Genomic DNA, 25,166 nt, shown 5'->3' on the forward strand with positions numbered 1-25,166 from the left:
GGCGATGTCCACGCAGCGGGGCTATTTCACCGTCGACCAGGTGCGCGCGGCGGAAGCCGAGCTGTTCACCCGGGTGCCCGACGGCGTGCCCATGCGCCGGGCGGCGCACGGGTTGGCCACGGTGGTGGCGGGCGAACTCAGGGAGCGCACCGGCGGTGTCGCGGGGCGGGCGGTGACCCTGCTGGTCGGTTCCGGGGACAACGGCGGCGACGCGCTCTGGGCCGGAGCGCAGTTGCGCCGCCGCGGTGTCGCGGTCACCGCGGTGCTGCTGAGCCCGGAGCGGGCGCACGCTCGCGGACTCGCGGCGCTGCGCGCTGCGGGCGGTCGGGTCGCCGACGACGTCGGCCGCCCCGACCTGGTGATCGACGGCATCGTCGGCATCTCCGGTCGCGGCGCCCTTCGGCCGCGCGCCGCGGAAATCGTTGCGGCGCTGCGGGCTCCGATCGTCGCGGCCGACCTGCCCAGCGGCGTCGACCCGGACACCGGCGCGATCGAAGGCCCGGCCGTACGCGCGGACGTCACGGTCGCGTTCGGCGCGTACAAACCCGTGCACGCCCTCGCCGCGCCGCAGTGTGGCCGAATCGAATTGGTGCCCATCGGCTTACGTCTTCCGGAAGCGGGTCTCACCGCGCTGGAGCCCGCGGCGATCGGCGCGGCGTGGCCGGTGCCCGGCCCGTTCGACGACAAGTACACCCAGGGCGTCACGGGCATATGCGCGGGGAGCGCGACGTATCCCGGCGCCGCGGTGCTGTGCGCGGGCGCGGCTGTGGCCGCGACATCGGGCATGGTGCGGTATGCCGGAACCGCTGCCGCCGAGGTTCTGCACCACTTTCCCGAAGTGATCGCCACCCGAGAGGTCGCCGCCACCGGCCGCGTCCAGTCCTGGGTCTTCGGACCCGGCGCGGGCACCGACTCCGCCGCCGGGGAACGCCTGCGCCGGATCCTGTCCACCGACCTCCCGGTGGTGATCGACGCCGACGGACTGACCTTGCTGGCCGAGGAGCCGGACCTGGTGCGCGGTCGCGCGGCCCCCACCGTCCTGACTCCGCACGCGGGCGAGTTCGCCCGCCTGGCCGGCCACGAGGTCGGCCGGGACCGGGTGGCCGCGGTCCGCGACCTCGCCGCTTCCTGGCAGGTCACCGTGCTGCTCAAGGGCCGCGCCACGCTCGTCGCCGCCCCCGGCCGCCCCGTGCTGGTCAACGAGGCGGGCGGCTCGTGGGCCGCGACCGCGGGCGCGGGCGACGTGCTCTCCGGCATCATCGGGACGCTGCTCGCGGCGGGGCGGGAGCCCGCGTGGTCGGCCGCGGCCGCCGCGCGCGTGCACGCACTGGCCGCCAACCTCGCCGCCCACGACGGCGCACCCGCGGGTACGCCGATCTCGGCGAGTGTCCTGGCCGCGCACGTCCGCCCCGCGATCGGCGTCCTCCGTGGCCTCGCCCACCCCTTCTGACTCGGGCACACGCTCGGGCGACTCGTTTCGCCACGGCGGGACGGCGAGTTCGAGTCCGCGAACCCGCGAACGCAATGTCGGCCGTTGGCGGATGTGTTTGGCGCGCCGGTCTCCTGGATCTCGGCGACCGGGGCGGCCACGTCCCAGTAGGCCATAGTTCGGCGATGCGTCTGCGAGGCGGTTCTCTCGTTCCTCGATCGCCGGGTGCGTCACGGGCTCGCGTACCCGGGCGATCAGCCACATGTCTTCGAGGCGCCGCGTCGCCGACCCGGGCGACGCTGGTGGTGCAGTACACCTGATCGGTCAGGCGCCGCCTTCTTCTGCGTGCCGAGCGACCGCTATGTCTCCGGGACGACGGCTTCCAGCGGGTGAGGAGGCAGGCGCTGTGTGCCGGACGCCATGGGGTGTCGGCGCGATCGGTGCTGGTCGTGGCGCCCGCCACACGGGGCCGGGCGCCATGAGAACCGAGTGGAACCGGAACCGAGCCCGCCAATAGACTCGACCGGAACCATCGCACCGACTGATTTCGAGAGCACATGGGTAACTCGCCGGGTACGCCCAGAATCCAGGCGGCACCGAACGAATCTCACGCGCCCGACCGGCACGGCCCGAACCCGCGGAGAGGCGGCACAGCGCAAGTGGAAACGGTCATCGACCTGGACGCCATCGCCCACAACATGCGGATCCTGCGGGAACACGCGGGCGACGCCGCGGTGATGGCGGTGGTGAAGGCCGACGGCTACAACCACGGCGCGGTCGAGGTCGGCCGGGCCGCCTTGGCGGCGGGCGCGGCGGAACTGGGCGTCACGACGGTGGGGGAGGCCGTGCAGTTGCGTGCGGCCGGGATCACCGCGCCCATCCTGTGCTGGCTGCACAGCACGGACACCGATTTCGCGGCCGCGGTGGCCGCCGATGTCGAGATCGGGATCTCTTCGGTGGCTCAGCTGCGCGCGGTCGAGGCCGCGGCGCGCGACCTCGGCCGTCCGGCGACGGTCACCGTGAAGGTGGACACCGGCCTCAACCGCAACGGTGTGCCGCCGCTGGCCTACCCCGAAGTCCTGACCACGCTGCGCACTCTGGTCGACGAGGGCCTGGTGCGGTTCCGCGCGATCTTCTCCCACCTCGCGCACGCCGACGAACCCGAGCACCCCAACAACGACGCGCAGCGTGCCCGGTTTCTGGAGGCCATCGCCACGGCCAAGGAACACGGCTTGGAGCCGGAGCTGGTGCACATCGCCAATTCCGCCGCCACCCTGACCCGTCCCGACCTCGCCTTCGACTTGGTGCGGCCCGGTATCGCCATGTACGGCCTTTCCCCGATACCTGGCGACGATTTCGGTCTTCGGCCCGCGATGACGTTCCAAGCCCGTGTGGCCCTGGTCAAACGGGTCGCGGCGGGCGAAGGCGTTTCCTATGGGCACCAGTGGATCGCGCCGCACGACACCACCGTCGCGCTGATCCCCGCCGGTTACGCCGACGGCGTGTTCCGCCCCATGAGCGGCCGATTCGACGTCTGGCTCGGCGGGGCGCCACGCCGGAACGTGGGACGGGTGTGCATGGACCAGTTCGTCGTCGATCTCGGCGACAACGCGGCCGGCGTGCAGGAAGGCGACACCGCGATTCTCTTCGGCGCGCGACCGCACGCCCAGCAGTGGGCCGACCTGCTCGACACCATCCATTACGAAGTGGTGTGCGCGCCGCGCGGCCGGGTCACCCGGCGCTATGTCGGCGGCGACCGATGAGCCGCTTGCGCGTGACCCCGCTGCGCGGCGGGCTGGCCACGGCGGGCGTCGTCGGCGCGCTGGCCGGCGCCCATGCCCTGCGCCGCGCCGGTGCGCGCGTGCTGTGGCCAGCCAGAGGCGACGACTATCGCGACGAGAATTTCGCCCTGATCGATGCCGACCGCCCAGGGACGGTGCTCGCCGACGACGGTGTGCCCCTGGCCACCCGGACCTGCGGACCGGACGACGCGCCGGTGACGGTGATCTTCGTGCACGGCTTCTGCAACAGCATGTCGTCGTTCCACTTTCAGCGACGTGACCTGGAAAAGCGCTATGGCGCACGGCTTCGCATGGTGCTGTTCGACCTGCGTGGGCACGGCCTTTCCGGCGTGCCGAGCGCCGCGAGCTGCACCGTCGCCCAGCTCGGCCGCGATCTCGCCGCCGTGCTGAACGCCACCGCTCCGGAAGGGCCGGTGGTGCTCGTCGGGCATTCGCTGGGCGGGATGGCGATCCTGGCCGCGGCCGCGCGATTCCCGGATCTGTTCGCGAGCAGAGTGATCGGGATCGCACTGCTGTCGACCGCCGCCGCCGGGGTCACCGCGGCCGGTATCGGGCAGTTGTTGCGCAATCCCGCGATCGACGGGTTCCGGCTCGCCGTCTACACCGCGCCCGCGCTGGTGCAGGCCGGCCGCGTCACCGCGCGGCATGTGATCACGCCGTTGCTGCACGTCAGTTCGTTCCACGGGCCGGTGAGCCCGACCCTGTCGCGCTTCACGACGCTGATGATCGACCGGACGCCGGTGGAGACCATCGTGAAGTTCCTCCAGGCCATCGAATTGCACGATGAATCGGCGGCATTGCCCGTGCTGGCGGGCACACCGGTGCTGGTGCTCGGCGGCAGCCACGATCTGGTGATCCCGTTCCGTAATTCGCGTGCGCTGGCCGCCGCCCTGCCCCACAGCGAACTCATCCGGCTGGAAGGCGCGGCGCACATGCCACATCTGCAGTACCCTGACATCGTCAACGCCGCGCTGGACCGCTTGCTGGTGCGCGCGGGCGCGATCGACCCGGCTCAGGGAGAGACCTCAGAGGTGGCCCGTGGCTGATCCGGGGTATCGCGTGCTGCCTACCGTCGCGGACACCGAGGCGCTCGGCCGGGAACTGGCCACGGATCTGCGCGCGGGAGATCTCGTGGTGCTGGACGGTCCGCTCGGTGCGGGAAAGACCGCGCTCACCCGCGGCATCGCCGATGGACTCGGCGTGCAGGGGCGGGTCAGCTCGCCGACGTTCATCATCGCCCGCCAGCACCGCGCGGGGCAGCGCGCGGACGGCCCGCCGGTGCCCATGGTGCACGTGGACGCCTACCGGCTCGCCGGCGACCTCGACGAGCTGGACGCGCTGGACCTGGACACCGATCTGCATCAGGCGGTGGTCGTGGTGGAGTGGGGTCGCGGCGTGGTGGAGCACCTCGCGGAGCGGCACCTGCGCGTGGTGCTGTCGCGCGCGCCGGACTCGGATGTGCGCACCGCCAGCTGGGAATGGGTGAATTAGCTATCAGGTAGCTCTGTGTGGGCGCTCGCTACCACCCGGTATCGTTGGCCCAATCATGCTTGTACTAGCCGTCGACACCGCGACACCCGCCGTCACCGCGGGACTGGTGGACTTGGAGCAGGGCGCCGGCGCGGCGGATTCCATCCGGGTACGCACCGTCGCCTCCCGGGTGCGGGTCGACCCCCGCGCCCACGCCGAGGTACTCACCCCGCAGATCCTCGAATGCCTCACCACGGCAGGCCGATCCAGGACCGAGATCGACGCGATCGTGGTCGGTGTCGGCCCTGGTCCGTTCACCGGCCTGCGCGTCGGCATGGCCACCGCGGCCGCCTTCGGCGACGCGCTCGGCATCCCGGTGTACGGCGTGTGCAGCCTCGACGCGATCGCCGCCGACGCCGCGGTCGATCCAGCGGTGCGGCCCCCTGTCGAGCTGCCGCCCGATGCCGAGCTGCTCGTGGTGACCGACGCCCGGCGGCGCGAGGTGTATTGGGCGCGGTACCGGGCGGGCGCGCGCGTGGCCGGACCCGAGGTGTGCAAGCCGTCGGACTTGGACGCGGGCGAGGCCACGGCGATCGCCGGATCCGCTTCGCACGTCGACTACTTCGATCTTCCCGTGCTCCCCGCCGAGACGCCGTCGCCCGCCGGGTTGGTCCGCGTCGCCGCCGCCGAGCTGCTGTCCGGCAGCGTGCCGCTGCCGCTGGTCCCGCTGTACTTGCGCAGGCCGGACGCGGTGGAGAACGCCTACCGCAAGCTCGACCGGACGGGGGCGTGAGGCCGGTGGCTTTCCGAATCGCGCCGATGGTGGCCGCCGATATCGCGCGCTGTGTGGAACTGGAGCAGTTGCTGTTCCCGGAAGACGACCCGTGGGCCGCCGTGGCGTTCCAGTCCGAGCTGGCCGGGCAGCACAACCGCTACATCACCGCCCGCGACGACGACGGGCGAATGGTCGGCTACGCGGGCATCGCCCTGCTGGGTGACGCCGACCATCCCGAGGCCGAGGTGCACACCATCGGCGTCGACCCCGGCCGTCACCGCGCGGGCGTCGGCACGCTCCTGCTGGAGGCGCTGCTGGCCGAGGCGGACCGGCGCGGAGGCCCGGTGTTCTTGGAGGTCCGCACCGACAACGCGCCCGCGATCGCGCTGTACGCCAAGCACGGCTTCCACATCATCGGATTGCGCAAGAACTACTACCACCCCAGTGGCGCGGACGCGTACACGATGCGCCGCCCCGCGCTGACCAGCCAGGACCGCTGGCGCACACCGGACGAGGTGCTGTCGTGATCATCATGGGCATCGAAAGCTCCTGCGACGAGACCGGAGTCGGCATCGTCCGCAGGCATCCCGACGGCACCTGCGAACTCCTCGCCGACGAGGTCGCCTCCAGCGTCGACCAGCACGCTCGCTTCGGCGGCGTCGTCCCCGAGATCGCCTCGCGCGCCCATCTCGAGGCGATCGTGCCCGCCATGCGCCGCGCGCTGTCGGCCGCGGGTATCGCGAAACCCGACGCTCTGGCGGTGACCATCGGCCCCGGCCTGGCCGGTGCGCTGCTGGTCGGCGTCGCCGCCGCGAAAGCCTATGCGGCGGCGTGGGATGTGCCCTTCTACGCGCTCAACCATCTCGGCGGGCATGTGGCGGTGGACACTCTGGAGCACGGGCCGATGCCGCCGTGCGTCGCGCTGCTGGTGTCGGGCGGGCACACGCACCTGCTGCACGTCACGGATCTGGCCGAGCCGATCGTCGAGCTGGGCAGCACCGTCGACGACGCGGCGGGCGAGGCGTTCGACAAGGTGGCGCGCCTGCTCGGACTGGGCTTTCCCGGCGGTCCCGCGCTGGACGCCGCCGCGGCGACCGGCGATCCGCGCGCCATCGCCTTCCCCCGCGGCATGACCGGGCCGCGGGACCCGCGCTACGACTTCTCCTTCTCGGGCCTGAAGACGGCAGTGGCCCGTTACGTGGAGGCGGCGCAGCGCGACGGCGTCGCGGCGGAGGATCTGCCCATCCCGGATATCGCGGCGTCTTTCCAGGAGTCGGTCGCGGATGTGCTCACCATGAAGGCGGTGCGCGCGGCAAAGGACGTCGGCGTCGGCACGCTGGTGCTCGGCGGCGGCGCGACGGCCAACTCACGGATCCGCTCGCTGGCCGAGGAACGTTGCGCCGCGGCCGGTTTGACCCTGCGGGTGCCCAAGCCGAGGCTGTGCACGGACAACGGGGTGATGATCGCCGCGCTCGGCGCCCATGTCATCGCGGGCGGGGCGGCTGCTTCGCCGCTGACGGTCGCCACCGATCCGGGTCTGCCGGTGTCGGTCAGCATGGTTCACTGACCGGCTCGGAGGAAGCGAGAGGCGGCGTCGCACGGGTTTCCGGGGCGAAGGGCTGTCGTGCGACCGGATCAGTTCGGTGCGAACAGTCCTGGGTGCGACGCCGACCCGGAATTGTCCCGGAGCGGAAGCGGCAGGCTCGTGCGTGCCGGCGCCTGGGTGGGCGCCGGACTCGTGCCGGGCGCCGTGGCGCTGGGCACAGCGGGCAAACTGTTCGGCGCCGCGTTCGGGTTCCCGAACAGGGGACCGAGCAGTTCGGGGAACGGAATCGGCGGAAGGTTCGGATCCGGGCGCAGCGTGGGCTGCGTGGGCGGGATCGCCGGCGTCGACCACGGCCCGCCGGTCGTGCTCTGCGGTCCGCGTTCCGTGGTCGTGGGGGCGATTCCGGTGCCGTCCGGCGTGGTGACCGCCGTGGTCGTCTGCGGCACGGATGCCGGATTCGGCAGTTGGGAAGCGCTGCTCGTGGTCCCGGCGGGGGAGACCTCGTCATCCGAGGTCGGCGCGAACGTCTTGACGCCGTACCCCACGATCAGCCCGACGACCACGATGGCACCGGCCAGCGTGCCGAACACCTTGGTGACCGTCCCCGCGGGCGCGTCGCCGCCGAGCCCGCTCACCGGGAAGACCGAAGGCTGCATCGAATCGGCGACCAGCGCCGCGCCTTTCGCGGTCACCGCCTCCGGGTCGGGGACGGTGAACACCGGAACGTCGACCGCGGCGGTGAGGGTGTCGAGCACCGCGGGAATGTTGGCGCCGCCGCCGATGACCGCGACCGCCTGTGGTTGCTCGGGCGCACGGGCGAACGACATCGTGACGAACCTGGCCAGGTCGCGCAGCAGGTCGGCGATCAACTCCTCGAAGTCGGCCCTGGTCAGCTTCAGCGGACGACCCGCGACGTGGTCGATGGTGACCGCGGGCGCGATGGACAGGTGCTCCTTCGCCGCGCGGCCCCGGTTGGTGAGCGTGCCGCGGTTCGGGCGGGTGCCGCGCCGGGCGAAGTGCAGGTCCACCAGATGGTGGTAGATGAGGTCGTCGATCGCCGTGCCGCTGACGGCGGCGGTGCGATCCGAGCGCAGCAGGGAGCCTTCGGCGCGGTCGGCGACGGTGACGCTGAGCCCGCTGGCGCCGAGGTCGACGATGGCGACCGTGTCGTAGCGGTCGAGCAGGCCGGTGTGCCGCAGGTAGGTCAGCGCGGCGGTGCCCTCCTGGACCAGCCGCAGGTCACGCTGCTTGCCGGTGGCCGAGCGGATGATCTGGGCCTGCTCCTTGGTGCGGTAGGCGACCGCGACGCTGGTGGGCGGGTGCCCGGTCATCGGCTCGAAGTGGCGTGGCGCGCCGGCGAAACGACCGCCGGCCGGACGGATGATCTCGCGCGGCGGCTGCGTGGTCGGCAGCTGGGTGGTCATCAGCTCGATCGAGGACGCCACCAGGTCACCGAGATCGGAGTGGGCGGCGTCGGCGGAGACGACGCGGTAGTCGAAGCTCTGCGTGCCGTTCGGCGCGGTGGAGACCAACGCCGAGCACACGACCTCTGCCCCGGCCGAGATGCCGAGGGATGTTCGCATGTTCACCTCCCTTCGAGCGGATGGTCATGGTGTCGCCGACCATCTCGAATGGACTGCCGGACCGCCGTATGGATGACGCGCGACCCGGACCGGGAAACGAACCGGCCCCTCGTCCGGGTGGGTCGCGGGGACCGGCCATGGATCACGTGTGTCTTGCTCTCTGGTGAAGCTGGTGGTGCAACGATCGTGCTGCGGCGCTGCGAGTTCGGCGACGCTGTGGCACTCGTGTGCCGCCTGGCCGCCGCCCGAGGAGCGACGAACCGGCGGCCGGACCGCAGCCGTCGTCAATAGTGTCACAATCCGTTATCCGAACGTTACTGTTTTCCCGAACTTATCGCCAAGCCCGTGGTGTCGTCGGCGCGCCGCGCAAAGTTGGCACCGCCCAGCCTTGAGCGCTGGCACTCTCATGTATAGAGTGCTAGTCGGCACTGTGTGTAGTGCTTGTGCCAGCAGCTTGACCACTGGGCAGGGGTCCCGGCACCCGCGACGACGGGGCTATGCGCAGGGTCAGCATCGTGACCAACCGACGAGTTCGGAGCGACAGTTCCGGACGACCGAATCCCCTGAAAGTGGAGGGCTCAACGTGGCGAGCGTGAACATCAAGCCGCTCGAGGACAAGATCCTCGTCCAGGCCAACGAGGCCGAGACGACGACGGCCTCCGGCCTGGTCATCCCCGACACGGCGAAGGAGAAGCCGCAAGAGGGCACCGTTGTCGCCGTCGGTCCCGGCCGGTGGGACGACGAGGGCGAGAAGCGCATCCCGCTGGATGTCCAGGAGGGTGACACCGTCATCTACAGCAAGTACGGCGGCACCGAGATCAAGTACCAGGGCGAGGAGTACCTCATCCTGTCGGCGCGCGACGTGCTGGCCGTCGTCACCAAGTAGCCGATCAGGCACGCATGCGTTCCGCCCCGGTGTCTTTCGCGACCCGGGGCGGAGTGCGTTCGGCGCCGACACCCCGGCACTGAAACACGCGGTGCGAGCGACGGGCCCGGAGGCGGTCCGGAGCGCCGCAATCCACTACAGGAGCGAATTCCCATGGCAAAGCAGATCGAGTTCGACGAGAAGGCTCGCCGGGCTCTGGAACGCGGCGTCGACAAGCTCGCCGACGCCGTGAAGGTCACCCTGGGCCCGCGCGGACGGCACGTCGTACTCGCGAAGTCCTTCGGCGGCCCGACCGTCACCAACGACGGCGTCACCATCGCGCGCGACATCGAGCTGGAGGACCCGTTCGAGAACCTCGGCGCGCAGCTGGTCAAGAGCGTCGCCACCAAGACCAACGACGTCGCAGGCGACGGCACCACCACCGCCACCGTGCTGGCCCAGGCGCTGGTCCGCGCCGGGCTGAAGAACGTTGCCGCCGGGGCGAACCCGATCGCGGTCGGCTCCGGCATCGCCAAGGCCGCCGACGCGGTCTCCGAGGCGCTGCTCGCGCTGGCCACGCCGGTCTCCGGCGAACAGGCCATCGCGCAGGTCGCGACCGTGTCCTCGCGGGACGAGGAGATCGGCGAGATGGTCGGCAAGGCGCTGACCACCGTCGGCAAGGACGGCGTCGTCACCGTCGAGGAGTCGTCGACGCTGCAGACCGAACTCGTCGTCACCGAGGGCGTGCAGTTCGACAAGGGCTACCTGTCGCCCTACTTCGTCACCGACCCCGACAGCCAGCAGGCCGTCCTCGAGGACGTGTTCGTCCTGCTGCACCGCGAGAAGATCAGCTCGCTGCCGGACTTCCTGCCGCTGCTGGAGAAGATCGCCGAGAGCGGCAAGCCCGTGCTGATCATCGCCGAGGACGTCGAGGGCGAGGCGCTGTCGACCCTGGTGGTCAACGCCATCCGCAAGACGATCAAGGCCGTCGCGGTCAAGGCGCCGTTCTTCGGTGACCGTCGCAAGGCGTTCCTCGACGACCTGGCCGTGGTCACCGGTGGCACCGTGGTGAACCCCGATCTGGGCATCACCCTGCGCGAGGCCGGCTTGGACGTGCTCGGCAAGGCGCGTCGCGTCGTGGTCACCAAGGACGACACCACGATCATCGACGGTGCCGGTTCCGGCGCGGACGTCGAGGCGCGGGTCGCGCAGCTGCGCCGCGAGATCGAGGCCACCGATTCCGACTGGGATCGCGAGAAGCTGGAGGAGCGGCTGGCCAAGCTGGCCGGCGGCGTCGCGGTGATCAAGGTCGGCGCGGCCACCGAGACCGCGCTCAAGGAGCGCAAGTACCGCGTCGAGGACGCGGTGAGCGCCGCCAAGGCCGCCGTGGAAGAGGGCATCGTGCCCGGTGGCGGCACCGCGCTGGTGCAGGCGAGCGGCAAGCTGGCCGAGCTGCGCGATTCGCTGTCCGGTGACGAGGCCGTCGGCGTCGAGGTGGTCCGCACCGCGCTGCAGGCGCCGCTGTACTGGATCGCCACCAACGCGGGCCTGGACGGCGCCGTGGTGGTCAGCAAGGTGGCCGAGGGCAAGGAGGGCTTCAACGCCGCCACGCTCAGCTACGGCGACCTGCTCACCGACGGCGTCGTCGACCCGGTGAAGGTCACCCGTTCGGCCGTCGTGAACGCGGCGTCGGTCGCGCGCATGGTGCTCACCACCGAGAGCGCCGTGGTCGACAAGCCCGCCGAGGAGCAGAACGACCACGGTCACCACGGTCACGCGCACTGACCCTTTCTCGGGACAACGCACGAGCACGGCCCCCGAGCCACGCGGTTCGGGGGCCGTGCCACATCCGGCCGCGCGACGACGCGCCTAGCGGGGAAACCGAGGATGTTCCGAAGCTCGACGCGCTGTCTGCCGCAGGGCCGGAAACGAGGCCGTAGGAGGATTCCGACCGCTGGGGGTAGGTACGCGCGGAGCGGGAAGAGCCTGACCCGATGCCGGATTCAGCTGGCGACCGGCGGCTGCTCAGCGGCGATGGCCGCGAGTAGGCGAGCACGCAGCGACGGCGGGGGAGTCACCGCCGTGGCTGTGGCGAGAACGGCGAGCGCTTCTTTCGTGTCTCTGACTTCCTGGATGAACTCCGCGCGTAGCACGGGGTCTTCGCTGTCGAGCAGTTCCTGAATTTCCTGATGGTCTTCGTCGTCGATCGATCCGAGCGCGACGGTGTGCGCGAGATCGATCCGGCGTTCGTTCATCTCACGTCACCCCCAAACTTTTCTTCAGTCGTGTCAAACCGTCCCGAATCCGGGACTTAACCGTGGGTAACCCTACGTCGAGATAGGTGGCTACCTCCGCATAGGTGCGCCCGCCGTAATAGGCGAGCGAGATGGCTTCCCGCTGGGTTTCGGTGAGTGTGGCGAGACCAGCCAGGACGGCCTGTTGTTCGAGTCTGCGCTCGACCTCTTCGGTGACCTCGTCGAATTCGTTGCCGAGCACCCGGATCCCGTACGCGACCTCGCGCTGGGTGTGGGCTTGCTCGGCGCGGACCCGGTCGACGGCACGCCGGTGGGCGAGCGTCATCAACCAGGTGACCGCGGAACCTTTCGCCGGGTCGAAACTCGATGCCATCCGCCAGATCTGCAGATAGACCTCCTGCGTGGTCTCCTCCGCGTATCCCGGATCGTGCAGAACGCGCAACACCAGACCGAAGACGCGCGCACACGTCCGGTCGTACAGTTCGGCGAATGCTTCCTGGTCGGCTCGGCCGCATCGTTGTAGCAGCGCGGCGAGTTCCATACTTTCGGCTGCGCGTGCCGTAACCGCAGGATCCACCGTAGGTGGGAAGGCTTCTCTTCGGAACGAGTCGCCCTCTGCGGCCGACGGCCGCGTTGTCACAACGCTCCATTCTGTGTCATCGGTCACTACCGTAGCGCGCCGCTATGACCTCCCTTCCGGTGGGGTGCCCGCAAGTTCGTCATGGCCCGGCGTCGGCTGCGAAACACGCCGACACATCGAGCATCTCGGGAGGAACGCCGTGACACGCCGTGCCCTGCCGAAGACGTCGGGTGCACGGTTTCCGGCCTTCGCCCGGCGGCCGGCCGATCGATGGTGACGATCGCAACCCACGCGCCGCCCTCGGCGCGGAACCGATCACCGTGTCGCGTGAGCGGCTCGGCCCGAAGCATGTTGCAGTGGCCCGTTGTTTGCTAGGGATTCGACGCCCGGTGGCGCGCGGATGGGAGAAGTTTGATTCAGACGGCCATGCGGCGGCGGTTGCGCCGCGCGTGCATCTCGCGCTCGGTCTCCGACATGCCGCCCCAGATGCCGTAGGGCTCGCTGACTTTCAGCGCGTGGGCGCGGCACTGCATGAGCACCGGGCAGGTGCGGCAGATCTCCTTGGCGCGCATCTCGCGCGCGGTGCGTGCTCGGCCACGTTCGCCATCGGGATGGAAGAACACCGCGGAATCCTGCCCGCGGCACGATCCTCGCATCTGCCAATCCCAGACATCGGCGTTGGGTCCCGGGAGGTGGGTCGGCATGGGCATGGTGAACTCCTCGTGGTGCGAGCTCGTCAGCGTTGTCGAGCAGTTGTTCTGCAACAGTTGTGGGCCACGACGCCGTGTCGGCGGGGGTACCCCTTGGGCTCGCCCCTTCGTGGTCGCTGCAATTTCGCGCGGCGCCGTCCGTGGCGATGAGCTACGTTAGGTCCAGCCGCGAATTTCCGTCAATAGTTCGACGCAGCACTTTTCCAAATCTCGCGCTGCCAAATTTAACCTCCGAACTGTTTACTTTTCGCGCTGTTTCCGGCGATACTGTTCGGTTGGCCGGAAGCCCGTGGCTGCCGCATGTGCCGTAGCTGATGGCGTTTCCGCTGGTAGAGGCGATTTCGTGGTTGTCGCGCCGCTGCGGCGCCGATCTCGCGGCCATGACGTCGGTCACCGTGGTGGCCGACGGTGTTCGCGGCGTGCGGAACCGAAGATGGCGGCAACGGGGCGCGCAGGTTAATTACGCGAAACACGCATGAATTCCCGGCACGGCCGCTCGGCGATTGCCGGGGCGAGATTTACCTAATGGCAACATCGGCTCGGCCACGCAAATCCCGCGTCCCGCCCGCCTGCCGCCGGGGCGCCTTTCCGCCTCGGGGAGCGCGTGCCGCACAGGATAGAGTGCGCCCGTGTTCGCGCCCGCTCCGCTCGGAGATCCTCACGTCGCGGCCCTGGCGGAGGCCGCGTTCGGCGCCGCTCCGGGTCGTGCCGCCGGAGACCTGCCGCCCGCCTCCGACGCGCTCGGCCGGTGGTATCGCGCGGTGGTCCTCGGCGGCCAGGGTCGTTACGCCGCGGCGCGCGCCGAATTGCGAAGGGTATGCAACCACAGCACCGACCCCGTCCTCCTCTCACTGGCGGGAAGCGCCGAGGGGTCTTTTCTTCGCCAGCTCGGTTGGCACGAGCGCGCCGCGGCGTTCGACGGGCGGGCCGCCGCGCTGATCCTCACCGCGGGCGCAGGCGCGGAGCCGCACACCGCCGAGAGTCCCGTCGACGCGGCCGTCGGCTACCTTCCCGGTCGCGGCGACGCGATCTGTGACGCCCTCACCGGGCTGGCCGCCGACGCGCTCGGAACCGGACGGCTCGCGCTGGCGGCTCGCTTGCTGCGCCGCAGCGCGTCGGCGGCGCTGGAGCATCGCGCCGGTTGGCGTCCCGAGATCCGCCTGCGCTGGGTTTCCGCGGAAACGGCGCTGGCGACAGGGGATTTCGAGGCGGCGGCGGCACACGCGGGGGCCGCGCTGGAGCTGGCCGAGCGCTCACCGTCGGTGCGCCACCGGATCAAGTCCCGCCTGCTGGTCGCCGCGGCCGATCTGGCGGGCGATGCGCGCGGCCGATCCGGCGTATCGGCGGATGAGGTCGCCGAGCAGTGCCGCGAGCACGGTCTGCTGCCGTTGCGCTGGGCTTGTGCCATGCTCCGCGCCGGATCCGGCGCGCGGGACGCGGCGGCGGAGGCGGCCGAATGCGCAGCGATCATCGCCCGCTCCGGCGGCGTGTTGCGTCCCATGCCCGGTTGGTAGGTGATCACGGAGTACACCGTGTTGACCAGTTCCGGCCAACGGGTCGCTATTGTTAGATCCGTTCCGCCCCTTCGGTGGAAGCACTGGTCGTCACCGGACCGTGCCACTTTGTAACGCCAGGAATATCTCTGACGATGACGCACACGGGCGAAGAGTTGGACCTCGCCGTCGCTGCCGCTGCGCAGGGCGACAGATCCGCTTTAGCTCAGGTACTGGAGATGATCCGCCCGCTGGTGGTGCGCTACTGCCGCGCGCGGATCGGAGCCGCGGAGCGTGGGCAGCTCTCCGCGGACGACGTTGCGCAGGAGGTTTGCCTGGCTGTGATGACAGCCTTGCCCAGGTACCAAGACCAGGGCAGGCCCTTCATGGCCTTTGTTTACGGGATCGCTTCGCACAAGGTCGCCGACGCGCATCGCAACGCCGCCCGTAACAAGGCGGAGGCGATGGCCGAAGTACCAGATGTCATATCCACCGACCAGGGACCGGAACAACGAGCTCTCGAATCCGAGACGAGCAGGCAGATGAACCGTCTGCTCGCGACGCTTCCTGAGAAGCATCGGGAGATCTTGATCCTGCGCTTGGTCATGGGTTTGTCAGCGGAAGAAACCGCGGTCGCCGTGGGCAGTACGGCGGGTGCGGTACGGGTCGCCCAACACAGGGCACTCGCGAAACTCAAGTCACAAGTGGCGAGGGCAGGTGAAATGTATGGCTAGGGATGGCGAGCGCGGTCGGGGTGACTGGAAGGCGCGGCTTGGATCGCGGAACAGCGGTCCCTACGCCGAGGCGTCCGGTGACACCGGCCCGGTCGACATCGCCGCGGTACGCCGCGACGATGCTCTGATCGATGCCATCGCCAGCGATGGTCCGGTGCACACCGACAGCGCCGAGGAGTATCAGCTCGCGACGTTGCTCGCGGACTGGCGAGCGGAGTTGATCGCGGCTCCGATGCCGGCCGAGCCGGATCTGGATGCGATCGTGGCCGCGGTCAACCAGGAGATCGGCGCGCGGCAGGTTCGCATCGGGGCGCACAGCGGCGGGCGACTGCGGCTACTACGCCCGATCATGGGCACCGCGGCCGCGCTGGCCCTGGTCATCGGCGGCATGACGGCATTCTCGTACAACGCCGAGCCGGGCGATCCGCTCTGGCGGGTCAAAGAGGTCGTGTTCAGCGAACAGGCGCAGACGACGGTCGTGCAGCGGGCAGGCGACGACCTGAACGAGGCTTCCACGCTGGTCACCCAGAACCCGACCCAGGCCAAAGTGCGCCTGGAGCGAGCCAAGGAGAACGCCGCGCAGGTCAGCGATCCGGACAAGCGCGCCGAGCTGATGACCGAGTGGGAGCGGTTGCTCGCGAAACTGCACGACGTGAATCCGGAGCTGGCCGATCAGCTGGGATCGACGGTCCCCAAGACCAGCGATCCGCGTGCCACCTCGGGCAGCAGCGCGACCACGAAGCCGAGCCCGACGCCGGGCAGCGGGACCTCGACGATCGTGCAGCAGCCCGGCGAGCCCTCGACCAATCCCTCGCCGTCGGCCGACGCCACCGCCCCCAGCGGTGGAACGTCGAACAATGGCGGAACGTCGAACGGCGGCGGCGCGCCGACCACGGTGCCTCCGGTGACCACAGCGCCCCCGGCGAACACTCAGCCGCCGTCGACCGCGGAGCCGACGGCGCCGCAGGAGCCGCCGGTCACCGAGGTCAAGCCGCCGCCGGCGGGTGGAACTACGGGAGACACCGGTAATCCGCCGACCGCGCCACAGCAGCCCCCCACTGCCCCGACGCAGGGCAACACCGGTACTCAGAACAACAATCAGCCGCCGACCTTCAGCGTGCCCGTCATCCCCGATCCGGGCTCGTTCGTGCCGCCCCACCGCTGACACCAGAAAAAACGGTCAAGGCAAGCCGATCGCCGGCCAGGCGGTCGGCTTTTTGCCTTTCCGGGAGAGCGGGCTCGTCCGGCGGGTGACCATAGGGGCCGGATTCATCGGCGTGTCGCGCCGCGCGGAGGCGGCATCGTGTGCCTGCCGCAGTGATCGTGTGCGTCGAAAATCACAGTGGCAAGCGCGAAGTACGCGAGCCTCGAGAGGCCCGCGCGCCGCTCGATCGGCTGTCCTCAGCCGTCGAATCCGTCGAATCCGTCGCCGTGGAAAGCCTCGTTCATCGAAGCGTCCGCGTAGCCCCGGCAGTAGTCCCAGGTGACATACGCTTCCGGGGTCGGGTCGTAGGCGGGCTCGTGCGGGCGGACCGTGCCGTCGACCAGCAACTGAAGCAAGTTGGCGCGCAGCATGTCCCAGTCGTGGTAGTGGTCCTGCCTGCAGTCTTCGCAGCTGACCACGAGTCCGCGGATGCCGCGGTGGGCCAGCAGTGCCTCGTACACCGCGAGGTCGGCGAGATCCTCCTCGACCGCAAGGCGCTCGTGGGGATCCAGCGGTTCGCCGGGCTCGATGGCATCGAGCGCGGCGGACGGGTCGGAGGGGTCTCCGGCGAACGGATCCGGCGGCAAGCCAGGTGGTAGATGGTCACGCACATCCCCACGGTACGCAGAACAGGGTGGTCTGCGCCAGCGATGCGGCCTGCCAGTTTCGGTGGTGGGCTCACTTCGTCGGCGAGTTCACCGGACAGATACCATGGAGCACAGGCTACGGCGGGTACCGATCGCACCGCCGCCGAACCACGTCCATCCCATCAGCCGTCACGGCGCCGGTACCACCGGCGCCGGTCGCTATCGACGTCCAGGAGGGGTCGATCCGAATGAGTAATCCCGTATCGGGCGAACGAATCGCAGTCCGCCCTCCTACGGGTGGCGACGATCCGAACAAGATCGCCATGCTCGGCCTCACATTCGACGATGTGCTGTTGCTGCCTGCCGCCTCGGATCTCATCCCCAGCTCTGTGGAGACCTCCAGCCAGCTGACCAGGGAGATCCGCCTGCGCACCCCGCTGGTCAGCTCGGCCATGGACACGGTGACCGAGGCGAGGATGGCCATCGCGATGGCGCGTGCGGGCGGTATGGGCGTGTTGCACCGCAACCTCTCGACCGCCGACCAGGCTTCCCAGGTGGAGACAGTCAAGCGTTCCGAGGCCGGCATGGTCACCGATCCGGTGACCTGCCGTCCGACCGACACGCTCGCCGAGGTCGACGCGATGTGCGCCAGGTTCCGCATCTCGGGTCTTCCCGTGGTGGACGAGACCGGTGCGCTTGTGGGCATCATCACCAATCGGGACATGCGGTTCGAGGTGGATCAGAACCGGCGCGTCGCCGACGTGATGACGAAGGCCCCCTTGATCACCGCGCAGGAGGGCGTCACCGCCGAAGCCGCGCTCGGACTGCTGCGCAGGCACAAGGTGGAGAAGCTGCCGATCGTCGACGGCAACGGGCGCCTGCGTGGCCTGATCACCGTCAAGGACTTCGTCAAGACCGACCAGTACCCCAACGCCACCAAGGACCGTGACGGCCGCCTGCTGGTCGGCGCCGCGGTGGGCGTCGGCGAGGACGCCTGGTCGCGGGCCATGACGCTGGCCGACGCCGGCGTGGACGTGCTCGTGGTGGACACCGCGCACGGCCATCAGGTGCAGGTGCTGCAGATGGTGACCAAGGTCAAGGCCGAGGTCGGCGACCGGATCCAGGTGGTCGGCGGCAACGTGGCCACCCGCCAGGGCGCGGCCGCGCTCGTCGAGGCGGGCGCGGACGCGGTCAAGGTGGGTGTCGGCCCCGGCTCGATCTGCACCACCCGCGTGGTAGCCGGTGTCGGCGCGCCGCAGATCACAGCGATCCTGGAGGCGGTCGCCGCGTGCAAGCCCGCCGGTGTCCCGGTGATCGCCGACGGCGGCATCCAGTTCTCCGGCGACATCGCCAAGGCGATCGCGGCGGGCGCGTCCACCGTGATGCTCGGCTCGCTGCTCGCGGGCACCGCCGAGTCGCCCGGCGAGCTGATCCTGGTCGGCGGCAAACAGTTCAAGAGCTATCGCGGCATGGGCTCGCTCGGCGCCATGCAGGGCCGCGGCCAGGCGAAGTCGTTCTCCAAGGACCGCTACTTCCAGGACGACGTGCTGGCCGAGGACAAGCTGGTCCCCGAGGGCATCGAGGGCAGGGTGCCGTTCCGCGGCCCGGTCAATCAGGTGATCCACCAGCTGGTCGGCGGCCTGCGCGCGGCCATGGGTTACACCGGCTCGCAGTCGATCGCGCATCTGCAGGAAGCGCAGTTCGTGCAGATCACCGCGGCGGGCCTGAAGGAGAGCCACCCGCACGACATCACCATGACTGTCGAGGCCCCTAACTACACCGGGCGGGCCTAGCCCACTAGGTTCATGTACGGGACCAACCGGTCCGTGCATGATGGAACTCGCCCACCGGCTGTGGCGGTGTGCGAGCCGTGCGGCAGTCGGTGGCGCGTTCCGTGCTGCCCACCTGCCCCCACAAGTAACCACTGGAGGCGCGAGTCTTACGAGCGCCCGTTCGCGGCCCGGCTCGCGTTCCAGCGGTCGAAGCGCATGCGCCGCAGGCGCGAGTCTCGACCGCTGGAACGCGAGCCACAAGAGGGCCGCGAACACGCAGCGCCGCAGGCGCTGCCGAAAATTAAGGAGAATTCGCGTGCGCGACATGGTGGAGATCGGCATGGGCCGGACCGCCCGGCGTACCTATGAGCTGGACGACGTCGACATCGTCCCCTCGCGCCGGACCCGCTCGTCGAAGCAGGTGTCGCTGTCCTGGCAGCTGGACGCCTACCGCTTCGAGATCCCGTTTCTCGCGCATCCCACCGACGCCTTGGTATCGCCGGAGTTCGCGATCGAGCTCGGCCGCCTCGGCGGGCTCGGCGTGATCAACGGCGAGGGACTGTGGGCGCGGCACGCGGATGTCGGCGCGAAGATCGATCAGTTGCTCGAACTGGCAGGCAAGGGCGGCTACGAGCGCGCCGTGGCGCTGCTGCAGGAGTTGCACGCCGCGCCGATGCAGCCGGATCTGCTCGCCGCCGCGGTGGCGCAGGTCCGCGCCGCCGGTGTCACCGTCGCGGTGCGGGTGAGCCCGCAGAACGCGCGCACGCTCACCCCCGCCCTGGTGCAGGCGGGCATCGACCTGCTCGTGGTGCACGGCACGATCATCTCCGCCGAGCACGTCGGCGACGGTGAGCCGCTGAACCTCAAGACCTTCATCGCCGAGCTGGACGTGCCCGTGGTCGCGGGCGGCGTGAGCGATCATCGCACCGCGCTGCACCTGATGCGCACGGGTGCGGCGGGCGTGATCGTCGGCTACGGCTCCTACCCCGGAGCGACCACCACCGGCGAGGTGCTCGGCATCGGCGTGCCGATGGCCACCGCGATCGCGGATGCCGCCGCCGCCCGCCGCGACTACCTGGACGAGACCGGCGGCCGCTACGTGCACGTCATCGCGGACGGTGACGTCGCCACCTCGGGGCACCTGGCCAAGGCGATCGCGTGTGGCGCCGACGCGGCCATGCTCGGCGTCCCGCTGGCCGTGGCCGCGGAGGCGCCGGGCCGCGGCTGGTACTGGCCGTCGGCGGCCGCGCATCCGTCGGTGCCGCGCGGCTCGCTGCTGCACGTCGACGACCCGTGGGATCTCGGCGGTGAGCCGGTCGGCGACCCCGTGCGCCCGAGCTTGGAGCGGGTGCTGTTCGGTCCGTCCGACGACCCGTTCGGCTCACTGAACCTCGTCGGCGGACTGCGTCGCTCGATGGCCAAGGCCGGTTACTCGGACCTGAAGGAATTCCAGAAGGTCGGCCTGAGCGTCCGCGCTTGATACTGGTCCGGGGCGCACCCCGCCACCAGGCGATCACCGGAGAAGCGAGTCTTACGAGCGCCGCGAACACGCAGCGCCGCAGGCGCTGCACATCGAACACAGCGTTCACCGCACGCGGGCTGGTTTCGTCCGTGCGCGGAGGAACTGCCGGATCGCGTGGTTCACCGGCTCGGGGTGGGTCATCGTCACCGCCAGGCGTGCTTCGGCGATCTCGATGAACGTGGCGCCGGACAGGCCGTGGGCCAGCTCTTGGGCGCGCTCGCGGTCCATGCCGCTGTGCGTCGGGTGGATCACCAGAGCGGGACAGGCGATTTCGCGGAGGCGATCCAGCACCGAGTCGCGGCTGAGCAGACAGCCTGCCGCCACTTCGATGCCGCGGCGATCGCGCACCAGCCAGCGCTGGGTCCAGATCGAGCGGTACCACTCGTCGTCGCCGATCAGCCAGGAAGCCAGCTGGTGCACGGCTCGTTCGCGGGAGCCGTCGTCGTACCACTCTTCGAGGAACTTCTGCGTGGCGGTGGACTGCTCCGGGGTGGGACCGTGCGCTTCGGTGCTGATCAGGATCAGCGCGGAGACGCGCTCCGGCGCGATCAACGCGGTGCGCAGCGCCGTGAAACCCCCCTGCGCGGTGCCGCCGACGACGGCCTGGTCGGCGCCGAGATGATCCAGGACGGTCAGCGCGTCCCTGGCCGCGGTCCAATAGGTGAAAGGTAGGCCCTCGTCCCTGGTGCGGCCGTGGCCGCGGGCATCCCAGGACACGATCCGGAATTCGGGTGCGAGCGCGGCCATCTGGGCGGCGAACATGGTGCGGTCCATGAGGAACTCGTGCGCCAGCAATACCACCGGGCCGTCCCCGCCGCTGTCCTCGTAGTGGATGTCGGCATCGATCGCGCGGGCGAAGGGCACGAGCAGAAGGATAACCAGCGAGCCCGGCCGCGGGTGACGATTCGGGCGGTCGGGCTCGTCTCCCACGCCTGCCGCTGTGCCGATGATTCGCTCGTTTCCCCGCTCACTAAACTGGGCGAGTGGCACAAACCCAGAGACCGGTCCTCGTCGTCGACTTCGGAGCACAGTACGCCCAGCTGATCGCGCGGCGGGTGCGCGAGTCGAGCGTGTACTCGGAGGTGGTTCCGCACACCGCGACGGTGGAGGAGATCGCCGACAAGCAGCCGCTCGCGGTGATCCTGTCCGGCGGCCCGGCCAGCGTGTACGCCGAAGGCGCGCCGCGGCTCGATCCGCGGTTGTTCGATCTGGGACTGCCGGTCTTCGGTATCTGCTACGGCTTCCAGGCGATGGCCCAGGCGCTGGGCGGCACGGTCGCGCACACCGGCACCAGGGAGTACGGGCGGACCGAGCTCAACATCGACGGCGGTTTGCTGCACGGCGGCCTGCCGACCATTCAGCCGGTGTGGATGAGCCACGGCGACGCGGTCACCGACGCGCCGGATGGCTTCGAGGTCACCGGAACCACCGCGGGCGCGCCGGTCGCCGCCTTCGAGGATCGCGCCCGCAGGCTGGCCGGTGTGCAGTACCACCCGGAGGTGCTGCATTCGCCGCACGGCCAGCAGGTGCTGAGCCGGTTCCTGCACGAACTCGCCGGCATCCCGTCGACCTGGACTCCGGCGAACATCGCCGATTCGCTGATCGCCTCGGTGCGCGAGCAGATCGGTGACGGGCACGCGATCTGCGGGCTGTCCGGCGGGGTGGACAGCGCCGTCGCCGCCGCCTTGGTGCAGCGCGCCATCGGTGACCGGCTGACGTGTGTGTTCGTCGACCACGGCCTGCTGCGGGCGGGGGAGCGCGAGCAGGTGCAGCAGGATTTCGTCGCCGCGACCGGCGCCAAGCTGGTGACCGTCGACGCGGTGGACAAGTTCCTCGGCGAGTTGAAGGGCGTGACCGACCCCGAGGAGAAGCGCAAGATCATCGGGCGTGAGTTCATCCGCTCCTTCGAGGACGCGGTGGGCGAGGTGGTGCTCGAGCACGGCGCGGCCGACGGCGCGACGCCGAAGGTCGAGTTCCTGGTGCAGGGCACGCTCTACCCGGATGTCGTCGAGTCCGGCGGCGGCAGCGGCACCGCGAACATCAAGAGTCATCACAATGTCGGCGGCCTGCCCGACGATCTGGAGTTCGAACTCGTCGAGCCGCTGCGATTGCTGTTCAAGGACGAGGTCCGCGCGGTCGGCCGCGAACTCGGGTTGCCCGAGGAGATCGTGGCCCGCCAACCCTTCCCTGGCCCCGGCCTCGCCATCCGGATCGTCGGCGAAGTCACCGCCGACCGGCTGGAGACGCTGCGCCGGGCCGACGCCATCGCCCGCGAGGAACTGACGGCGGCCGGTCTGGACCGGCAGATCTGGCAGTGCCCGGTCGTGCTGCTCGCGGAGGTCCGCAGCGTCGGCGTGCAGGGCGACGGCCGCACTTACGGACACCCCATCGTGCTGCGTCCGGTGTCCAGTGAGGACGCGATGACCGCCGACTGGACCCGGTTGCCCTACGAGGTGTTGGAGCGCATCTCCACCCGGATCACCAACGAGGTGGCGGAGGTCAACCGCGTGGTTCTGGACGTGACCAGCAAGCCGCCGGGCACCATCGAGTGGGAGTGATCCCGCTCAGGCGGTAGATACCTGCCGTCGGTCCCGACTCCGCGCGACATCAGCGGGGACGGTGGAACGCGCTCTGCAGAATCAGGTGGCCCAGGAGTGTGCCGGGCGTGGCGCAGGGGCGGGGCTCCGGCGGCGTGGTCCGGGCGGTGGGTGGCGTCTGATCGGCGGGTTGGTCGGGCTTCATTCGGTTCTCCTGTCCGTAGGACGACGAGGGGTCTCCGGCGGCGACTCGAGGACGAACGCGCAACGGCCCGTCCGGGTGGACGGGCCGTTCGTCGTGCTCAGGATCGTTTGCGCGGGGAGATCACCAGCACGATGCCGATGACGATCGCGGCGAGCACGACGATCCATCCGATCGGGATCATGCTGGTCGCCGGCACCGACGCCGGACCGGCGAACGCCCACACGCTGATCGCGAGGGAAAGCAGTCCCGCGATCAGCAGCGAGGCGGCGGGGCCGCGCCGGGAGCCGGTGCGCTTGTCGTTGTCGGTCTCAGCCACGCTGCACCTCCACGTTTCCGGCGCGGACGTCGACGTTCAGATCGAGCACCGGCGCGCCGGGAGTATTCGGACCGCTGATGCCGTCGGCGCAGATCGCCTCGGCCATGGTGGCCGTGCACCGGGTGCGGACGGTCATGTCCGCGGGCAGCAGCACGCGGGCTTCGCCCATCCGGACATCGATGTCGACGGTACGGTTCTCGGTCAGTTTCACCGACCGCAGGTCGAGCGTGCCGGTACCCATGGTCACCTGGTAGTTCCCGGCCAGATCCGCGGCCGAGGCGGGCGTCCAGATGTGGTCGCCCATCGCCGCCCGATCGAATTCGAGCGGACCGATCGCCGAGGCGAACAGCACGAATCCGGCGAGCGGAGCGGTGAGCACCAGCAAGCCGTAGCCGCGCCGCAGGAACGCGCCGAGCACCAGGCCGAGACCGATCACGGCCAGCGCCGCCGCGGCGATGCGGGCCGGTGTCATCCACTCCACGCCCGAGGCCGCGGCCGCGCCGGCTCCGGCCGCCGCGAGAATGGCCGAGCCGATCACCACCGGCGTCAGCCGTGAGCGCGGCCGCTTCTCCTGCGGGGCGACGACGGTGCGGGCAGGGGGAGGTTCCGGCAGGTCCCAGGCAAGCGGAGCGACGCCGAGCGGATCCCAGGACGGTGGGGTCGGGCCGCCGATGATCGCGGGATGAACGGACGCGGTGCGAAGCGGGCTCGGAGGGGCCGGGACATCTTTGCGAAGTGGGACCGGACGGTCGGACGGTGAAGTTTTCGCGTCCGGTGTGCTCCCCGATGAATCGGTGCGGCCGGTATAAGCCGAGTCCGATCTGACTCGGCCGACCGTACCGGCGGGATCGATCGGGCCGTTTCCGACCTGAGCCGGCCTCACTCGATCGCTGACCGTGGCGGGTGAATCGATGCGGCGGCCGACCGGAACTTCCGGGTCCTGTTCAGCGGGCATGGCCGCCTTGTCCAGCACCACGGTGGCGTCATCGGTCGCGGGCTTGTGCAGCGGAACCGTCGCGCCGTCCGCGGGGGTCTCCGGGATGTAAGCGTCCGGCAGTTTCGTGTAGGGCGTGTACACGGCGGTCGGCGGCATGTACAGGTCGCCGACGGTTCGGGTCGCTCCCTGTGGGAAGACCGCGCCGGGGTAGCCGGTGGCGTTGATCCCGGTCTCCGCAGCGAATCCGCCGAACGCTTCGGTGGTGCCCGGTGGCGGATTGGGCGTGCGCAGGTGCAGCATCCACCAACCGGCCAGCATCAGGGCGAAGCTGATCACGCCGGAGCCGCCGAGACCGACGCCGACCGGACCCATCGTGCTGACCGCGATGGCCAGCGCCACGATCAACACGATGGTCTTGGTCTGCGACTGCGAGCTGTGGCCCTTGCCGACCAGCGACTCGGCCGCGGAGGCCTGGTCACCCGCCGCGCTGAGCAGCAGCCAGGCCAGCAGGTAGAGCACGATGCCCGCGCCGCCGAAGATCGTCGAGACGACGAACGCGACGCGAACCAGCACCGGATCGATCTCGTAGCGGCGCGCGAACCCCGCCGCGACGCCCGCGATCGGCCCCTGCTGCGGCAATCGGACCGGCCGGGCCTGCCATATCTGCTGGACCTGGTCGCCGAAGCTCGTTTTCGTCATGTTTCCCATGGTGTGCCGATCACGGAATCGGCGCATCGGGGGGAACCCTGAAAAACAGCCTGAACACTTTGGACCGATCCACCGATGCAGCAAATTTTCAGCTATGCGCGGGTGTGCTCGGGTCGCGGCGTGTCCGCCCTGGTCG

The 25,166-nt window shown here is 70.1% G+C and carries 23 protein-coding genes; 15 read left to right on the forward strand and 8 right to left on the reverse strand.

Annotation, left to right across the window (positions count from 1 at the left end):
- The first annotated feature begins 4 nt into the window (after nucleotides 1–4).
- From ACWDMM_RS24770 to tsaD, 7 genes are all read left to right on the forward strand, one after another.
- Entirely contained in the window at nucleotides 5–1,450 is a 1,446-nt protein-coding gene (locus tag ACWDMM_RS24770) for an NAD(P)H-hydrate dehydratase (protein WP_449939780.1), read from the forward strand.
- Nucleotides 1,451–1,986: 536 nt separating this feature from the next.
- A complete protein-coding gene (gene alr / locus ACWDMM_RS24775) occupies nucleotides 1,987–3,192 on the forward strand; it encodes an alanine racemase (protein WP_195080450.1) in 1,206 nt (401 codons plus the stop codon).
- Complete coding sequence (locus tag ACWDMM_RS24780; protein ID WP_195080451.1) at nucleotides 3,189–4,277, forward strand: alpha/beta fold hydrolase; 1,089 nt, start codon at nucleotides 3,189–3,191, stop codon at nucleotides 4,275–4,277. The genes alr and ACWDMM_RS24780 overlap by 4 nt, the downstream gene beginning before the upstream one ends.
- Nucleotides 4,270–4,722 (forward strand): tRNA (adenosine(37)-N6)-threonylcarbamoyltransferase complex ATPase subunit type 1 TsaE, encoded by a 453-nt coding sequence (gene tsaE / locus ACWDMM_RS24785; protein ID WP_195080452.1) that lies wholly within the window; start codon nucleotides 4,270–4,272, stop codon nucleotides 4,720–4,722. The genes ACWDMM_RS24780 and tsaE overlap by 8 nt, the downstream gene beginning before the upstream one ends.
- A 55-nt stretch (nucleotides 4,723–4,777) precedes the next feature.
- On the forward strand, nucleotides 4,778–5,494 hold the full coding sequence (gene tsaB / locus ACWDMM_RS24790) for a tRNA (adenosine(37)-N6)-threonylcarbamoyltransferase complex dimerization subunit type 1 TsaB (protein WP_195080453.1): 717 nt from the start codon (nucleotides 4,778–4,780) through the stop codon (nucleotides 5,492–5,494).
- Between the two features lie 5 nt (nucleotides 5,495–5,499).
- Nucleotides 5,500–6,003, forward strand: coding sequence for a ribosomal protein S18-alanine N-acetyltransferase (rimI, locus tag ACWDMM_RS24795; protein WP_323124653.1), 504 nt, complete (start codon nucleotides 5,500–5,502; stop codon nucleotides 6,001–6,003).
- Nucleotides 6,000–7,043 carry a tRNA (adenosine(37)-N6)-threonylcarbamoyltransferase complex transferase subunit TsaD gene (gene tsaD / locus ACWDMM_RS24800; protein WP_195080454.1) on the forward strand — a complete coding sequence of 348 codons (1,044 nt, stop codon included), beginning with the start codon at nucleotides 6,000–6,002 and terminating at the stop codon, nucleotides 7,041–7,043. The genes rimI and tsaD overlap by 4 nt, the downstream gene beginning before the upstream one ends.
- A 68-nt stretch (nucleotides 7,044–7,111) precedes the next feature.
- Here tsaD and ACWDMM_RS24805 read toward each other — a convergent pair whose 3' ends face one another.
- Nucleotides 7,112–8,605: an Hsp70 family protein gene (locus ACWDMM_RS24805; RefSeq protein ID WP_357208731.1), complete on the reverse strand. Its 1,494-nt coding sequence runs from the start codon at nucleotides 8,603–8,605 to the stop codon at nucleotides 7,112–7,114.
- A 583-nt stretch (nucleotides 8,606–9,188) separates the two neighbouring features.
- On the opposite strand from ACWDMM_RS24805, the gene groES reads away from it, so the two are divergent.
- On the forward strand, nucleotides 9,189–9,491 hold the full coding sequence (groES, locus tag ACWDMM_RS24810) for a co-chaperone GroES (RefSeq protein WP_028479292.1): 303 nt from the start codon (nucleotides 9,189–9,191) through the stop codon (nucleotides 9,489–9,491).
- 153 nt (nucleotides 9,492–9,644) lie between these two features.
- The gene (gene groL / locus ACWDMM_RS24815) at nucleotides 9,645–11,255 is read left to right on the forward strand and encodes a chaperonin GroEL (RefSeq protein ID WP_195080456.1); all 1,611 of its coding nucleotides are present in this window, start codon (nucleotides 9,645–9,647) and stop codon (nucleotides 11,253–11,255) included.
- 218 nt (nucleotides 11,256–11,473) lie between these two features.
- On the opposite strand, the gene ACWDMM_RS24820 is transcribed toward groL, so the two are convergent.
- The 3 genes from ACWDMM_RS24820 to ACWDMM_RS24830 all read right to left on the reverse strand — a co-directional run bounded on the left by ACWDMM_RS24820 (nucleotide 11,474) and on the right by ACWDMM_RS24830 (nucleotide 13,015).
- Complete coding sequence (locus ACWDMM_RS24820) at nucleotides 11,474–11,725, reverse strand: RskA family anti-sigma factor (RefSeq protein WP_357106515.1); 252 nt, start codon at nucleotides 11,723–11,725, stop codon at nucleotides 11,474–11,476.
- A 1-nt stretch (nucleotide 11,726) separates the two neighbouring features.
- Nucleotides 11,727–12,302 carry a sigma-70 family RNA polymerase sigma factor gene (locus tag ACWDMM_RS24825; protein ID WP_449939788.1) on the reverse strand — a complete coding sequence of 192 codons (576 nt, stop codon included), beginning with the start codon at nucleotides 12,300–12,302 and terminating at the stop codon, nucleotides 11,727–11,729.
- 419 nt (nucleotides 12,303–12,721) lie between these two features.
- On the reverse strand, nucleotides 12,722–13,015 hold the full coding sequence (locus ACWDMM_RS24830; protein WP_039796164.1) for a WhiB family transcriptional regulator: 294 nt from the start codon (nucleotides 13,013–13,015) through the stop codon (nucleotides 12,722–12,724).
- Nucleotides 13,016–13,644: 629 nt separating this feature from the next.
- Between ACWDMM_RS24830 and ACWDMM_RS24835 the strand changes: the two genes are divergently transcribed.
- The 3 genes from ACWDMM_RS24835 (at nucleotide 13,645) to ACWDMM_RS24845 (ending at nucleotide 16,407) form a co-directional block, all read left to right on the forward strand.
- Nucleotides 13,645–14,529, forward strand: coding sequence for a hypothetical protein (locus tag ACWDMM_RS24835; RefSeq protein WP_357208733.1), 885 nt, complete (start codon nucleotides 13,645–13,647; stop codon nucleotides 14,527–14,529).
- A gap of 134 nt (nucleotides 14,530–14,663) precedes the next feature.
- The gene (locus tag ACWDMM_RS24840; RefSeq protein WP_039795737.1) at nucleotides 14,664–15,242 is read left to right on the forward strand and encodes a sigma-70 family RNA polymerase sigma factor; all 579 of its coding nucleotides are present in this window, start codon (nucleotides 14,664–14,666) and stop codon (nucleotides 15,240–15,242) included.
- Entirely contained in the window at nucleotides 15,235–16,407 is a 1,173-nt protein-coding gene (locus ACWDMM_RS24845; RefSeq protein WP_449939791.1) for an anti-sigma-D factor RsdA, read from the forward strand. Before ACWDMM_RS24840 ends, ACWDMM_RS24845 begins: the two co-directional genes overlap by 8 nt.
- 236 nt (nucleotides 16,408–16,643) lie before the next feature.
- Here the strand turns inward: ACWDMM_RS24845 and ACWDMM_RS24850 are convergent, their stop codons facing one another.
- Complete coding sequence (locus ACWDMM_RS24850; RefSeq protein WP_039795739.1) at nucleotides 16,644–17,057, reverse strand: DUF5319 domain-containing protein; 414 nt, start codon at nucleotides 17,055–17,057, stop codon at nucleotides 16,644–16,646.
- Nucleotides 17,058–17,281: 224 nt separating this feature from the next.
- Here ACWDMM_RS24850 and guaB point away from each other — a divergent pair, with 224 nt between their 5' ends.
- Both guaB and ACWDMM_RS24860 read left to right on the forward strand, forming a co-directional pair.
- On the forward strand, nucleotides 17,282–18,826 hold the full coding sequence (gene guaB / locus ACWDMM_RS24855) for an IMP dehydrogenase (protein WP_195080461.1): 1,545 nt from the start codon (nucleotides 17,282–17,284) through the stop codon (nucleotides 18,824–18,826).
- 295 nt (nucleotides 18,827–19,121) lie between these two features.
- Nucleotides 19,122–20,285, forward strand: coding sequence for a GuaB3 family IMP dehydrogenase-related protein (locus ACWDMM_RS24860; protein WP_195080462.1), 1,164 nt, complete (start codon nucleotides 19,122–19,124; stop codon nucleotides 20,283–20,285).
- Between the two features lie 105 nt (nucleotides 20,286–20,390).
- Here the strand turns inward: ACWDMM_RS24860 and ACWDMM_RS24865 are convergent, their stop codons facing one another.
- Entirely contained in the window at nucleotides 20,391–21,191 is an 801-nt protein-coding gene (locus ACWDMM_RS24865; RefSeq protein ID WP_195080463.1) for an alpha/beta fold hydrolase, read from the reverse strand.
- 119 nt (nucleotides 21,192–21,310) lie between these two features.
- On the opposite strand from ACWDMM_RS24865, the gene guaA reads away from it, so the two are divergent.
- Complete coding sequence (gene guaA, locus ACWDMM_RS24870; RefSeq protein WP_195080464.1) at nucleotides 21,311–22,885, forward strand: glutamine-hydrolyzing GMP synthase; 1,575 nt, start codon at nucleotides 21,311–21,313, stop codon at nucleotides 22,883–22,885.
- A 281-nt stretch (nucleotides 22,886–23,166) separates the two neighbouring features.
- On the opposite strand, the gene ACWDMM_RS24875 is transcribed toward guaA, so the two are convergent.
- Nucleotides 23,167–23,385, reverse strand: a complete 219-nt coding sequence (locus tag ACWDMM_RS24875) for a hypothetical protein (RefSeq protein ID WP_067803608.1) — start codon at nucleotides 23,383–23,385, stop codon at nucleotides 23,167–23,169.
- A complete protein-coding gene (locus ACWDMM_RS24880; protein WP_449939841.1) occupies nucleotides 23,378–25,030 on the reverse strand; it encodes a PspC domain-containing protein in 1,653 nt (550 codons plus the stop codon). The genes ACWDMM_RS24875 and ACWDMM_RS24880 overlap by 8 nt, the downstream gene beginning before the upstream one ends.
- Nucleotides 25,031–25,166 lie beyond the last annotated feature (136 nt).

It is taken from the genome of Nocardia sp. NPDC003726 (assembly GCF_053586955.1).

Excerpts from the sequence above, each read along its gene's own strand:
- ACWDMM_RS24845 (WP_449939791.1), top strand. The coding sequence starts at position 15,235 with ATGGCTAGGGATGGCGAGCGCGGTCGGGGTGACTGGAAGGCGCGGCTT.
- alr (WP_195080450.1), top strand. The coding sequence starts at position 1,987 with ATGGGTAACTCGCCGGGTACGCCCAGAATCCAGGCGGCACCGAACGAA.
- tsaB (WP_195080453.1), top strand. The coding sequence starts at position 4,778 with ATGCTTGTACTAGCCGTCGACACCGCGACACCCGCCGTCACCGCGGGA.
- ACWDMM_RS24840 (WP_039795737.1), top strand. The coding sequence starts at position 14,664 with ATGACGCACACGGGCGAAGAGTTGGACCTCGCCGTCGCTGCCGCTGCG.
- ACWDMM_RS24880 (WP_449939841.1), bottom strand. The coding sequence starts at position 25,030 with ATGGGAAACATGACGAAAACGAGCTTCGGCGACCAGGTCCAGCAGATA.
- ACWDMM_RS24805 (WP_357208731.1), bottom strand. The coding sequence starts at position 8,605 with ATGCGAACATCCCTCGGCATCTCGGCCGGGGCAGAGGTCGTGTGCTCG.
- ACWDMM_RS24770 (WP_449939780.1), top strand. The coding sequence starts at position 5 with ATGTCCACGCAGCGGGGCTATTTCACCGTCGACCAGGTGCGCGCGGCG.
- ACWDMM_RS24830 (WP_039796164.1), bottom strand. The coding sequence starts at position 13,015 with ATGCCCATGCCGACCCACCTCCCGGGACCCAACGCCGATGTCTGGGAT.
- guaB (WP_195080461.1), top strand. The coding sequence starts at position 17,282 with ATGAGTAATCCCGTATCGGGCGAACGAATCGCAGTCCGCCCTCCTACG.
- ACWDMM_RS24820 (WP_357106515.1), bottom strand. The coding sequence starts at position 11,725 with ATGAACGAACGCCGGATCGATCTCGCGCACACCGTCGCGCTCGGATCG.
- ACWDMM_RS24780 (WP_195080451.1), top strand. The coding sequence starts at position 3,189 with ATGAGCCGCTTGCGCGTGACCCCGCTGCGCGGCGGGCTGGCCACGGCG.
- groL (WP_195080456.1), top strand. The coding sequence starts at position 9,645 with ATGGCAAAGCAGATCGAGTTCGACGAGAAGGCTCGCCGGGCTCTGGAA.